Annotated in this window: 12 protein-coding genes; 4 read left to right on the forward strand and 8 right to left on the reverse strand. The window is 64.0% G+C overall.

Annotated features, from left to right (window positions below; all coding sequences use genetic code 11):
* Window positions 1–159 precede the first annotated feature (159 nt).
* Complete coding sequence (locus tag ACYG9V_RS06105; RefSeq protein ID WP_352764800.1) at window positions 160–1,563, forward strand: MATE family efflux transporter; 1,404 nt, start codon at window positions 160–162, stop codon at window positions 1,561–1,563.
* A gap of 52 nt (window positions 1,564–1,615) precedes the next feature.
* On the opposite strand, the gene ACYG9V_RS06110 is transcribed toward ACYG9V_RS06105, so the two are convergent.
* From ACYG9V_RS06110 to speB, 8 genes are all read right to left on the reverse strand, one after another.
* Complete coding sequence (locus ACYG9V_RS06110; RefSeq protein ID WP_023671272.1) at window positions 1,616–2,419, reverse strand: ABC transporter permease; 804 nt, start codon at window positions 2,417–2,419, stop codon at window positions 1,616–1,618.
* The gene (locus ACYG9V_RS06115; RefSeq protein WP_023671273.1) at window positions 2,416–3,270 is read right to left on the reverse strand and encodes an ABC transporter permease; all 855 of its coding nucleotides are present in this window, start codon (window positions 3,268–3,270) and stop codon (window positions 2,416–2,418) included. The genes ACYG9V_RS06110 and ACYG9V_RS06115 overlap by 4 nt, the downstream gene beginning before the upstream one ends.
* Window positions 3,267–4,304 carry an ABC transporter ATP-binding protein gene (locus ACYG9V_RS06120; RefSeq protein WP_023671274.1) on the reverse strand — a complete coding sequence of 346 codons (1,038 nt, stop codon included), beginning with the start codon at window positions 4,302–4,304 and terminating at the stop codon, window positions 3,267–3,269. Before ACYG9V_RS06120 ends, ACYG9V_RS06115 begins: the two co-directional genes overlap by 4 nt.
* A gap of 95 nt (window positions 4,305–4,399) precedes the next feature.
* A complete protein-coding gene (locus ACYG9V_RS06125; RefSeq protein WP_460221923.1) occupies window positions 4,400–5,488 on the reverse strand; it encodes an ABC transporter substrate-binding protein in 1,089 nt (362 codons plus the stop codon).
* A 68-nt stretch (window positions 5,489–5,556) separates the two neighbouring features.
* On the reverse strand, window positions 5,557–6,204 hold the full coding sequence (locus ACYG9V_RS06130) for an amino acid ABC transporter permease (protein WP_023671276.1): 648 nt from the start codon (window positions 6,202–6,204) through the stop codon (window positions 5,557–5,559).
* On the reverse strand, window positions 6,201–6,857 hold the full coding sequence (locus ACYG9V_RS06135; RefSeq protein WP_023683571.1) for an amino acid ABC transporter permease: 657 nt from the start codon (window positions 6,855–6,857) through the stop codon (window positions 6,201–6,203). Before ACYG9V_RS06135 ends, ACYG9V_RS06130 begins: the two co-directional genes overlap by 4 nt.
* 6 nt (window positions 6,858–6,863) lie before the next feature.
* Window positions 6,864–7,658, reverse strand: coding sequence for a transporter substrate-binding domain-containing protein (locus ACYG9V_RS06140; RefSeq protein ID WP_352515096.1), 795 nt, complete (start codon window positions 7,656–7,658; stop codon window positions 6,864–6,866).
* 83 nt (window positions 7,659–7,741) lie between these two features.
* Window positions 7,742–8,803: an agmatinase gene (speB, locus tag ACYG9V_RS06145; RefSeq protein WP_023695895.1), complete on the reverse strand. Its 1,062-nt coding sequence runs from the start codon at window positions 8,801–8,803 to the stop codon at window positions 7,742–7,744.
* Window positions 8,804–9,010: 207 nt separating this feature from the next.
* On the opposite strand from speB, the gene gcvA reads away from it, so the two are divergent.
* The 3 genes from gcvA to ACYG9V_RS06160 all read left to right on the forward strand — a co-directional run bounded on the left by gcvA (window position 9,011) and on the right by ACYG9V_RS06160 (window position 13,087).
* Window positions 9,011–9,979 carry a transcriptional regulator GcvA gene (gene gcvA, locus ACYG9V_RS06150; protein ID WP_460221924.1) on the forward strand — a complete coding sequence of 323 codons (969 nt, stop codon included), beginning with the start codon at window positions 9,011–9,013 and terminating at the stop codon, window positions 9,977–9,979.
* Window positions 9,980–10,148: 169 nt separating this feature from the next.
* Window positions 10,149–11,453: a nicotinate phosphoribosyltransferase gene (gene pncB / locus ACYG9V_RS06155; protein ID WP_023671281.1), complete on the forward strand. Its 1,305-nt coding sequence runs from the start codon at window positions 10,149–10,151 to the stop codon at window positions 11,451–11,453.
* Window positions 11,454–11,644: 191 nt separating this feature from the next.
* On the forward strand, window positions 11,645–13,087 hold the full coding sequence (locus tag ACYG9V_RS06160; RefSeq protein ID WP_352764802.1) for a hypothetical protein: 1,443 nt from the start codon (window positions 11,645–11,647) through the stop codon (window positions 13,085–13,087).
* Window positions 13,088–13,169: the final 82 nt, after the last annotated feature.

The raw sequence follows: 13,169 nt of genomic DNA on the forward strand, positions 1-13,169 counted from the left end.
CGCCTCTGGCTCAATCGCCGGCTGCCCGTCCTCCCTTGCCTTCATGTCGCATTTCGTCCAATAGAACGACGCAAACGCTGCGAAACCGAAGGTTTTGCCGTTTGGAAGTGCGGCTTCCGGCCTCGTTGCCGACGCGCCGCAATCGGAAAGAGCAGGACAATGTCTGCGATCGAAGCCGGCGCTCGTGCGCCGGAAAATCTTTGGCGTCAGGAAATCAGGGCGACGCTGGCGCTGGCCTGGCCGATGGTGCTGACCAATCTCGGCCAGACCGCGATGACCGCCACCGACGTCATGATGATGGGGCGTCTGGGCGCGGACACGCTGGCCAGCGGCGCGCTCGGCGCCAACCTCTATTTCATGCCGCTGATCTTCGGCCTCGGCCTGATGCTGGCGACTTCGCCGATGATCGCCACCGAGCTTGGCCGCCGCCGCTATTCGGTGCGCGATTTGCGTCGCACCGTGCGCCAGGGACTGTGGCTGGCGATCCTGATCTCGATCCCGATCTGGATCGTGCTGTGGCATGGCGAGGCCATTCTGCTGGCCATGGGCCAGGAGCCGGCATTGGCGCGTCAGGCCGGCATCTATCTGCGCTGGCTCGAATGGGCGGTGCTGCCTTTCTACGGCTATATCGTGCTGCGTTCCTTCATCTCGGCGCTGGAGCGGCCGGGCTGGGCGCTGATCATCGTCTTCGTCGCCGTTGCCTGCAACGCCTTCTTCAACTGGGTGTTCATGTTCGGCAATCTCGGCGTCACCTCAATGGGCATTGCCGGTTCGGGGCTGGCGACCACCCTGTCGAGCACGCTGATGTTCTGCGGCCTGGCAGCCGTGGTGATGCTGGAGAAGAAGTTCCGCCGCTACCGCCTGTTCGGCCGCTTCTGGCGCTCCGACTGGCCGCGCTTCAAGGGTCTGGTGCGGCTCGGCATGCCGATCGCCGGCATCCTCGCCTTCGAGGTGACGATCTTCAACGCCGCAGCCCTGCTGATGGGCCTGATCGATGCGGATTCGCTCGCCGCGCACGCCATCGCCATCCAGATCGCCTCGATCTCCTTCATGGTGCCGCTCGGCCTCAACCAGGCGGTCACCGTGCGTGTCGGGCTGGCGCATGGCGCCGGCAATCCGGCAGGCGTTTCGCGCGCTGGCTGGACCGCCTTCGTCATCGGCGTCTCGTCCATGGCGCTGATGGCGCTGGTGATGGTGCTGTGGCCGCATCTGTTGATCGGCGCCTTCATCGACATGACCGATCCGGCCAATGCCAGGGTGATCGCGCTGGCCGTGTCGTTCCTTGCCTTTGCGGCGCTGTTCCAGATCTTCGACGGCGCGCAGGCCGTTGCCGCCGGCATGCTGCGCGGCCTGCACGACACCAAGGTGCCGATGATCTATGCCGCGATCGGCTATTGGGGCATCGGCCTGCCGCTCGGCGTGCTGCTCGCCTTCCATTTCGGCCTGCACGGCGTCGGCATTTGGATCGGCCTGGCGTCAGGTCTGGCCGTGGTGGCGGTGCTGCTGCTCGCGCGCTGGCTGCGGCGGGATCGGATCGCGCCGCCGCTCGTCTTCAGCCATTAAAAGCAAAACGGCCGCCGGGTTCGGCGGCCGTTCTCGTTTGGCGTGGCTGCGCTCAGCTCCCGTCCGACGACATCGCGCCGAGCAGCCGGCGTATATCGCCGAACCTGGCGATCGAGCCGAACACCAGTGCCGCCACCGCCACGAAGAACACCGAGACCGAAGCCATGGTCGGCGTGTAGCCGTAGCGCAGCGCGTTGAAGATCTTGATGGGCAGCGTCTCGGTGGTGAAGCCGATCGTCATGTAGGCGACGATGTATTCGTTGAGCGACAAGACGAAGGCGAAGGCGTAGCCCGAGACGAGGTAGGGCAGGATCAGCGGCAGCACCACGGTCTTCAGCACCGTGCGGTCGTCGGCGCCCATGGTGGCGGCGGCCTCTACCAGCGAGCGGTCGATCGAGGCAAAGCCCAGCGACAGCGTCACCAGCGGCAGCGTCACGAAGAAGATGGCGTGGCTGATGATGGCGGTGAAGAACTGGCCGAACAGCCCGACCGTCGCCCAGAAGGAGAGGAAGCCGAGCGCGGTGATGACCGGCGGCAGGATGAAGGGGGCAAGCCCCAGCACCTGAAAGATGTTTGCCCAGGGCGCGATGCGCCGCCACAGGAACCAGGCCAGCGGCAGCGCCACCGCAACAGCGATCGCCGCCGAACAGACGGCCAGCGTCACCGAATGGATCAGCGCCAGCCGCCATTCCGGATCGGTGAAGATCTGGGCGTACCAGGCGAGCGAGAAACCGACCGGCGGGAAGGAGAGCTCCTGCCGCGAATTCACCGACACGCCGGCGACGACGATCAGCGGCGCCGCCAGGAACAGCGCGACGATGGTGAAATAGACACGGCGCAGCAAGGTCGCGGTCATAAGGCGTTCTCCCTTCGTCCGACGAGCAGTGTCAATCCGACCAGCGCCAGCGAGATCAGCACCAGGAACACCGCCATTGCGGCCGCGAACGGCATGTTGGACTGGTAGATCGCCTGGTCGGTGATCAACACCGACAGCGTCCAGTGCTGCGGCCGTCCCAGAATCTGCGGTAGCAGATAGGAGCCGAGCGCAAAGACGAAAACCATGATCAGCGTCGCCACGATGGTGTTTCTGAGCGCAGGCGCGACGACGTTGAAGAAGGCGCGGATCGGCGAGGCGCCGAGCGTGCGCGCTGCCTCGAGCAATGTCGGGTCGAGGCGCACGAGGGCGGGGTACAGCACCAGGATCGTATAGGGCAGCGCCTGGTAGACCATGCCGGTCAGCACCGCGCCAAAGGTGGGCAGCAGCGCCACCGGCTTGTCCATCAGCCCGATCGCCACGAACAAATTGGTGATGCCGGCGGTGCGCGAAAACAGCGTCGACCAGGCAAAGCCGATAATGACTTCCGACAGCGACAGCACCGACAGGAGGCCGACCAGCCACAGCGTCTGCACGCGGCGCGGCCGACGGGTCAAAAGGTAGGTGAAGGGGAAGGCGATGGCGACGCAGCAGACGGCGACCAGCACCGCCAGCAGCAGCGAAAAGCCGAGCACGCCGCCGAAGAACACCGACAGGAAGCGGGCGTAATTGTCGAACACGAAATCCGGCGTGTAAAAACCAGACGGGTTGCGCTTGAAGAAGCTGACCGCGATCATCGTCGAGAACGGCACGACGAAGAAGACGACCAGCATCAGCGCCGGAAAGAACAGCGGCGTGTAGTCGGCTATCGACTTCGGGGCTTCGCGTCTCATGCGCCGAGCACCACGCAGCTTGCCGGCGGCAATGTTACGCCGACCTTGGCGCCGACCGGCACGTCATGCCGCTCGCGCGGCGTCGTCACCGCAATGATGCTGGTGCCGCCGACGTCGACGAAGGTCTCGATGGTGCCGCCGAGATCGCGCACGAAACTCACCTCGCCGGTGATGGCCGAGCCGCCGGGGCTGCCGAGATGCACATCCTCCGGGCGAACCGAAACAGACGCTTTGGTCTGACCCGCCGGCATGGCAAGGCCCGGAATGGCTGTGCCCAGAATGGTGGTGCGCCCGGTGCTGTCGATCTCGGCCGGCAGCAGATTGGTGATGCCGATGAAGTCGGCGACGAAGGCGTCGGCCGGCTTGCGGTAGATCTCGATGGGCGGCGCCGCCTGCAGGATCCTACCGTGGCCCATGACGACGACCAGGTCGGCCATGGTCATGGCTTCGCGCTGGTCGTGGGTGACGACGATGGTGGTGATGCCCAACCGCTGCTGCAGCTGCCGCAGTTCCACCTGCATGGCCTCGCGCAGTTTGGCGTCGAGCGCCGACAGCGGCTCGTCGAGCAGGAACAGCTTTGGTGACAGCGCCAGTGCCCGGGCGATCGCCACGCGCTGGCGCTGGCCGCCCGACAGTTTGGCCACCGGGCGGTCGGCAAAGCCGGTCAGATGGATCAGGCCCAGCAACTCGTCGACGCGTTTCTTCTGCTCCTCCTTCGAGGCGCCGCGAATGCGCAGCGCATAGGCGATGTTGTCGCCGACAGAGAGATGCGGAAACAGCGCCAGCGACTGGAACACCATGCCGAGATTGCGCTTGTGCGTCGGCAAAGGCGTGATGTCCTCGCCGTCGAGCACGATGGCGCCGCTGGTCGGCTCCTCCAGCCCGGCGATCATGCGCAGCAGCGTGGTCTTGCCGCAGCCCGATGGGCCGAGCAGACACACGAACGTGCCATGCGGCACGTTGAGCTGGACATTGTCGACGGCGGCGAAGTTGCCGAATTTTTTGGTGACGGCGTTGATATCTAGTCCGGACATGCTCATCCCTCTCAGGCTGTGCGCTGGAGCAATTCCAGGAAATGGCCGCCGGAGGAAATCCGGCGGCCGATCAGTTTTCAAGCGGAACGGGCGGCTCAGCCGACGATCAGCTCGGTCCACTTCTGGTTGATCCAGTCGGCCTTCGACGTATAGAGGTCATAGCGCGGGATGATCGGATCGATATCCGACGACACCGCGGCGAACTCTTCCGGCTTGAGGTCGAGCACCTCTTTCTTCAGCGTAGGCGTGGTGCCGACCTTGCGCGACATCAGACCCTGCATCGACGGCTGGCTCATATAGTCGATGAATGCATGCGCCTCGTCGACCTTGGTCGAGGCGCGCGACAGCACCCAATTGCCGGAATCCTGGATGCCGCCTTCCTTCGGGAAGGTCGAGCGGACATGGAAGCCGTCGGCGACCGCGAGGCCGGTGACGTCGTGATAATACTGGCCCATCGGGATCTCGCCCGACTTCAGCGCCTGCTCGAACTGCGCCTCGTCGCGATACCACAGCCGGACATTCGGCTTGAGCTCGGCGAGCTTTTCGAACGCCTTGTTCAGTCCGTCCTCGGTGTCGAGCGCATTGGTGCCGCCCATGAAGGTCTTGGCTGTCACTTCGAGCAGGAACGAGTTCGAGGCAAGTGCCAGAAGGCCAAGCTTGTCCTCATTGGCCTTGTCCCACAGAGTCTCCCATGAGGTCGGCGCATCCTTGTAGACATCGGTGTTGGAGACCAGCGTGATCCACCAGGCGACGGCGCCGATGCTGGCGACCCGGCCATCCGGATATTTGTTGACGAAGCGCGGCAAGAGGTCGTTGTAGTGCTTGAACTTCGACGTATCGAGCGGCGTCCACAATTCGGTCGACTGGCCCTTCAGCGTCGAGGTCTGCGACATCATCGAAAGGTCGGCCGGCGCCTGGCCGGCCTTGGACGCTTGTTCGAGCTGCACCAGCCAGGCTTCGCCGGTCGGCTCGGCGACCGATTCCACTGCAATGCCGGTGGCCTTGGTGAAATCGGGGAAGACGTGCTCGTCGAAGGATTTCTTGAAATAGCCGCCATAGACGCCGACCTTCAGCGACTTGTCCTGCGCGCGCAGGATCGACGGCATGGCGAGCACGCCGGCTGTAGCGAGGCCCGCACCAAGCACGCCGCGCCGTGTCAGGGATTTTCCAATCAGTCTGTTCATCTGGTTTCTCCTCAGTTGATGCCGTTCTATTCCGGCAGGTTCCCTTCACGCACTGTCGCCGCCTGGCGTCAGTGGGCCGCCGCTCGTTGTTCGAGCGTACGGGCGTATTGCGTCAGTGGAAAGCACATGACGAAGAAGATCAGCGCCACCAGCCCGTAGACCTTGAACGGTTCGAAGGTGGCGTTGTTGATGGCGTTGGAGGTTCTGACCAGCTCCTCGAAGCCGATGATCGAGGTCAGCGCCGTCGATTTGATCAACTGCACCAGGAAGCCGACGATCGGCGCCCTTGTGATCGAGAACGCCTGCGGCAGGATGATCAGCCTGAGCTCCTGCAGACGGTGCAGCCCAAGGCTGGCGCCAGCGTCCCACTGCCCGCGCGGCAGCGCATCGACGCCGCTGCGCCAGATCTCGGCCAGATAGGCGCTGGCGAAGAAGGTCAGGCCGAGCACCGCTGCCGTCCATGGCTCGATGCGCAGGCCGAGCATCGGCAGGCCGAAGAACATCAGGAACAGCTGCATCAACAGCGGCGTTCCCTGGAACAGGGCGATGTAGCCGGAAGCGATGCGCCGGCTCCATTTATTTTCGGCGATGCGGAAGAACAGCACGATCAGCCCTACCACCGCCCCGCCGACAAAGGCCGCCAGCGACAACAGCACCGTCCAGCGGGCGGCGAGCAGCAGATTGCGAACGATGTCCCAGAAGGTGAATTCGATCATGTGACACCTGCCCCCAACACGCGGCGCCCGCCTGTGACCAGCAGCCGGCGCAAGGCCATGGACAGGACGAGGTAGACCAAGGTCACGACGAAATAGGTTTCGAAGGACCGGAAGGTGCGGGCTTGCAGCATGTCGGCCTCATAGGTCAGCTCGCGCACGGCGATCTGCGACACCACGGCCGATTCCAGCATCATGATGACGATCTGGCTGGTCAGCGCCGGGTAGATCACCTTGAGCGCCTGCGGCAGCACGATCTTGACGAACACCTGGCGTGGCCGAAGCCCGAGTGCCAAGGCGGCTTCCGTCTGTCCGCCGGGCACGGCATCGAGGCCGGCGCCGACGATTTCAATCGTGTAGGCCGCCATGTTGAGCGTCATTGCCAGCATGGCGGCCAGGATCGGATCGAGCCTTATGCCGAGGCTGGGCAGGCCGAAGAAGATGAAGAACAGCTGCACCAGGAACGGCGTGTTGCGCATCACCTCGACATAGACCGCGATGGCGCGCTTCACGAATACCGGGCCGTTGCGCCGGCCGGCAGCGCCCAGGATGCTGAGCAGCGTGCCCACGAGCGTGGTCACGACGATCAACAGGATCGTCGTGGCCGCGCCGCGCGCGATGTCGCCCACAGCACCTGGGAGCCAGGCAAAGGCCACGAGAACTCAATCCTTGAGGTTGTCGGGATTGAGCGGCGTCTTCAGCCAGGCCTTCGAGCTCTCATCGAGCTTGCCGTCGGCCAGCATCTTGGCAACCGCATCATTGACCGCCGTCTTCAGCCGGTCCTCTTTCTTGTTGAGGCCGATATGCGAGGGCGAGGTCAAGAGCTGGAACTTCTGCTCCGGCTTCAGCGCGTCCTGCTTGGCCAGCACCTGGGCGCCGACATCATTGCCGACCACCATCAGCTGCGTCTGGCCGGAGATGAAGGCCTGGATGACGGAGTTGTAGTTGTCGAAGCGCTTGATGTCGGCCGATGCCGGCGCCGCCTCGGTCAGCGACGTATCCTCCAGCGTGCCGCGATTTACGGCGATCGACTTGTCGGCAAGGTCTTCCTTGCCTTTGACGGAGAGCGCCGCCGGACCGATGACGGCGATGTAATAGGGCGCGTAGGCGGCGGCGAAATCGATCACCTCCTCGCGCTCCTTGGAATAGCCGACGCTCATCAGGATATCGACGCGCTTGTCGGTGAGATACGGGATGCGGTTCTGGCCGGTGACGCTGACCAGATTGAGCTTCACCTTGAGTGAATCGGCGATCGCCTGCGCGACGTCGACGTCGTAACCCTTGATGCTCATATCGGCGCTGGCCGAGGAGAAGGGCGGAAAGTCGGAGAAGATGCCGACATTGATGGCGCCGGCCTTGGTGATGTCGTCGACGGCGTCGGCATTGGCCTGGGCGGCGAAGCCGAGGCCGGCGAGCATCAGCGCGGCGGCGATGGTTGATTTCATTTGGATTGTCATTGGTATTCCCCTTCTGGAAGCTTGTTTGTTTTGGAAACGGCCGCCGGCTCCAGCGCGGCGGCCGCCTTTGCATGTGAAATCCGTCAGGCCCCCTTGCCGGTGATCGCCGGGCTGAACACCATCAGGCTCAGGATCTCGAAAAGGACCTGGGCGCCGACATGGGCGGTGTTGGTGGTCGCGTCATATTGCGGCGCCACCTCGACGACGTCGCCGCCGACGATGTTGAGGCCTTTCAAGCCGCGCAGCAGTTCGAGCACTTCGCGCGTCGTCAGGCCGCCGATTTCCGGCGTGCCGGTGCCTGGCGCGAAGGCCGGATCGACACTGTCGACGTCGAAGGAAATGTAGGTCGGGCCGTCGCCGACTATTCTGCGCGCCTTCTCGATGATGGCCGGGATGCCGAGACCCGTCACCTCTTCGGCATGCACGACCGTCATGCCGGATTCATAGGTGAACTCCCACAGATACTCCGCCGAGCCGCGGATGCCGATCTGGATAGTGCGGGTCGGGTCGAGCACGCCGTCCAGCACCGCGTTGCGGAACGGTCCGCCATGATGGAACTTGGTCATGTCGAACAGCCCGCTTGTGTCGCAATGGGCGTCGATATGGATCATGCCGACCGGCGCCTTCTTGCCGACCGCCTTCAGGATCGGATGGCTGATCGAGTGGTCGCCGCCGACCGAAAGCGGCAGCACGCCGGCATCGACGATCTGGTTGGTGCGGCGCTCGATGTCTTCGTGGCTGACCTCCAGCCGGTAGCGGCTGCGGAACGGCGTATCGCCGATGTCGGCGACGCGCAGCTCATGCGTCGGCGCGCATTCCAGCACATGATTGTAAGGGCCGATGCGCTCGATGGCGCGCAGCGCCCTTGGCCCGAAGCGCGAGCCGGGCCGGTTGGTGACGCCGAGATCCATCGGCACGCCGATGATCGCCACCTGCAAATCGCCGAAATCCGGATTGTCGGCAGCGATTTCACGGTAGGGCGCGGCGAGGAAGGTCGGGATGCCGGCATAGGGCGCGAGTCGGGTGCCGCTCTTGGAGAAGATCTTGTCGGCGACCTTGCGGAACTTCGGGTCGAACATCTCGCCGCCATGGCTCTCGCCATATTTGCGGCGCAGCGCGTCGAGCTTGCCTCTGTCATAACCCATGTCGGTCTCCTCCTGCCGGGCTGGTGCATGCGGCAGCGTCTGCAAACTGACCATCATCCGGCCGGGTCGCTGTCCCGCTGGCTGCCTGTAGATTTCACGTCATTAATGCTGTTGACCTGCCAAAGTGTCCGGCAGCCGCATTGAAAAATCAATTGATATTGTTACGGTGCTGATTGTGAGAAAATCTCACAGAGTATCCGGTTGCTCATGGCCAAGCGTCTGCCCCCCTTGAATCCCTTGCGCGCCTTCGAGGCGACGGCGCGGCATGCCTCGCTGACCAAGGCGGCGAGTGAGCTCAACGTCACCCACGGCGCGATCAGCCACCAGATCAAGGCGCTCGAGCAATCACTCGGCGTAAAACTGTTCGAACGCACCGGACAGCGGGTAAAGCTCACCCCGCACGGCGCCGAATTGCTGCCGGCGGTCTCGACCGCCTTCGACGGCATCGCCGCCGCCACCCAGCGCATGACCAGGCCAGCCAGCGCCGGTACACTGTCGGTGTCCTGCGTGCCGGCGCTGCTGCTTCTATGGATGACGCCGCGGCTCGGCAGCTTCATGGCGCAATACCCCGACATCAGGCTGACGCTGATCCCGTCCAACGACCCCAAGGACATCCGCGCCCCACAGGTCGATGTCTGCGTGCTCTATGGCGACGGCAGCTGGACCGATTGCTGGATGCGCAAATGGTCGGGCCTCGAACTGTTCCCGGTGGTCAGTCCGACGCTGATCAACAACCGGCCGCTCCGCATCTGCCGGGATCTTGCTGGCCATGTCATCCTGCATGGCGATGATGGCCGCGAATGGCACACCTGGCTGGCCGCCGCCGATGGGCTCGACCTCGAACGTGGCCGCCGCCACCATCTCGGCGACGCCCGTACGGCGATCGAAGCCGCGGTGCACGGACATGGCGTGGCGCTCGGCAATTCCGTCACCGCCAGCATGCTGCTCGCCAGGGGCCTGCTGGTGGCGCCGTTCAGCCTGTCGGTGCCGGCAGTCGACGATTTCTACGTCGTCTGCCGCAACGAGATGCGTTCGGCGCCGATCGTGCAATTGTTCGTCGACTGGCTGTTTGCCGAAAAGGAACAGGCCGACAGCCGGGCCGACGCGCCGGTGGCCGGCCGCATCGGCAGCCGCCGGAAGCGTCCGGCGCTGCGGGTGGTGGGCGCCAAGAGTTGAGGCTGGACCGGAGCGACTGCTTTTTGTCGGGCCAGCCCGGAAAGCGGGAAGCGCTTTCAAAAATTCAATGCTACTAAGCTCTTGCCAGGCAATTCCAGGAAACGAGTGCGGCGGTTTTCCGTCCGGAATTGCGTAAGACAGACGTGAGCAGCGAAGGCGACGGCAGGACATGGCAAGAACCGATATAGCGCGGCGCGTTTACAACCACACCTGGAAGCTGGACCCGATCGTCCGCAGCCTGCTCGACACCGATTTCTACAAGCTTCTGATGCTGCAGATGATCTGGGGCATGTACCCCAAGGTCGACGCCACCTTTTCGCTGATCAACCGCACTACCTCGGTGCGGCTTGCCGACGACATCGACGAAGGCGAATTGCGCGACCAGCTCGACCATGCTCGCACGCTGCGCTTCTCCAAGAAGGAGATGATCTGGCTTGGCGGTAACAATTTCTATGGCCGCAAGCAGATCTTCGAGCCGGAATTCCTCGGCTGGCTGGAAGGTTTTCGGCTGCCCGACTACGAGCTGTCCAAGCGCGACGGTCAGTACGAGCTCTCCTTCAGCGGTCCCTGGATGTACACCACCCTGTGGGAAATCCCGGCGCTGGCGATCATCAATGAGCTTCGTTCCCGCGCCGCCATGCGCGCCTTCGGTCCCTTCGCGCTTGACGTGCTCTATGCACGCGCCAAGGGGAAGATGTGGGCCAAGACCGAACGCTTGAAGGCGCTGCCCGGCATCCGCATCTCCGATTTCGGCACCCGCCGCCGCCATTCCTTCCTGTGGCAGCGCTGGTGCGTCGAGGCGCTCAAGGAAGGCATCGGCGAAGCCTTCACCGGCACCTCGAACGTGCTGCTGGCGATGGACAACGACCTCGAAGCGCTCGGCACCAACGCGCATGAATTGCCGATGGTTTTTGCCGCCCTTGCCAAGTCGGAAAAGGAATTGAAGGAATCGCCCTACAAGGTGCTGCAGGACTGGCAGCGCTATTACGGCGGCAACCTGCTGATCGTGCTGCCCGACGCTTTCGGCACCGCATCCTTCCTGCGCGACGCCCCGGACTGGGTCGCCGACTGGACCGGCTTCCGCCCCGACAGCGCGCCGCCGATCGAAGGCGGCGAAAAAATCATCGACTGGTGGCGCGAGAAGGGCAAGGACCCCAGGCAGAAGCTGCTGATCTTCTCCGACGGTCTCGAGGTCGAAACCATCGAGGAGACCTACAGGCACTTCAAGGGCAAGGTGCGCATGTCCTTCGGCTGGGGCACCAACCTCACCAACGATTTCGAAGGCTGCGCGCCGACCGAAACCAACAGCCTGGATGCGATATCGCTGGTCTGCAAGGTAACGGAGGCCAATGGCCGGCCGGCGGTGAAGCTGTCGGACAATCCGGCGAAAGCGACGGGCGACAAGAAGGAGATCGAGCGCTATCTCCGGATTTTCGGGGCGAAGGACCGCGTGGAGCAGCTGGTCAAGGTTTGAGGGTCGGCGGGTGCCTTGCTGGACGAAATGGAAATCGCGATAGCGTGAGTTCCCGCCCACCCCCCTCTGTCCTGCCGGACATCTCCCCCGCAAGGGGGGAGATTACCCCGTCATCTCCGCCTTCGCTAATCTCCGACGTTGCAAAGGAAGCGCCGGCAGGGCAACTGCCAATCTCCCCCCTTGAGGGGGAGATGTCCGGCAGGACAGAGGGGGGCGTCGTAGAGCGCGGCTGTCACCGGCCAACCCTTATCACCACCACCCTCACACTCCTCCCCACCCCTGCCTTCGCCCACGCCTCCGACCGCGGCCACGTCCTCCTGCTTCCCACCGGCTACTACATCGCCGGCGGCGCGCTTGCCGTCGCGGTCAGCTTCCTCGTCCTCGCCCTGCTGCCACCCGCAACCCTCGACCGCTTCTGGCGCCGCCGCTTACAACTTTTCACCTTCAGCGACACCGCCCGCACAATCATCAGCCTCATCTCCTTTGCCGGCTTCGCAACGCTCATCGCCGCCGGCCTGTTCGGCAGCCGCGACCCGCTCTCCAATCCGCTGTCGCTAACCATCTGGACGCTGCTCTGGGTCGGCCTTGCCATCGCGCAAGGCCTGTTCGGCGATCTCTGGTCGTGGCTGAATCCATGGTATGGCCCGCGGCGGATCGAAAGCCGCCTGTTCAAGCTTCGTGGCGGTGAGGGACAGAAATCGCGTTTGCCTTCATGGCTCGGCCGCTGGCCGGCCGTTATCCTGTTCTTCGCCTTCGCCTGGTTCGAACTGATCTATCCGGCGCCCGACGACCCGGCGCGGCTGGCCTATGCCGCCGGCCTCTACTGGTTGCTTACCTTCATCGCCATGCTCGCCTTCGGCTACCGCGATTGGAGCCGGCGCGGCGAATTCCTGACGATCTTTTTCGCCATGGTGGCTCGTTTCGCCATCGTCGAGCGCGATGAACACGGTCGCCTCGCTCTCTGCTGGCCGGGCTCAAAACTGCTCGGCGCAGCGCCCCTGCCGGCAAGCGGTATGGCCGTCCTGCTGCTCAGCCTGTCATCGGTGTCCTTCGACGGCCTGTCGAAAACCTTCTTCTGGCTCGGCCTGTTCGGCATCAACCCGCTGGAATATCCCGGCCGCACGGCGCTCATCGGCATAAGCAGCTTTGGCCTCGTGCTGACCTTCGTCCTGCTCGCGGCGGCATTCCTGCTGGCCGTCATACTCGGCCAGCGCCTTGCCGGCAGCCGACATTCCCACGGCGAGGCCGCCGGGCTGCTGGTCTGGTCGATCGTACCGATCGCGCTCGCCTATCATGTCGCGCACTATCTGACGGCGCTGCTGGTCGACGGCCAGTATGCGATTGCCGCTTTGTCCGACCCGTTCGCGCTGGGATGGAACCTGTTCGGCGCCGCCGACATGCAGATCGAGGCCGGCCTCGTCGCCGGGGCCCACTCCGCCTGGTGGCTGTGGAACCTGCAGGCCGGCATCATCATCGCCGGGCACATGCTGGCGGTGCTCGTTGCCCATGGACTGGCCTGGCGACTGCACCAGGCGCCATCGCGCGCCGCCCTCAGCCAGTTGCCGCTCACCATGCTGATGATTGCCTACACGATCTTCGGCCTGTGGTTGCTTGCCACGCCGACGGCCGGATGAGACAAGCTGATCCACATGCCTTTGCGGAAAGCCCGCTTGCAAGCTCTGTGCTTTGGTGATTTAGTTTGTACACATGCAATTT

Source organism: Mesorhizobium sp. W016 (assembly GCF_054719485.1).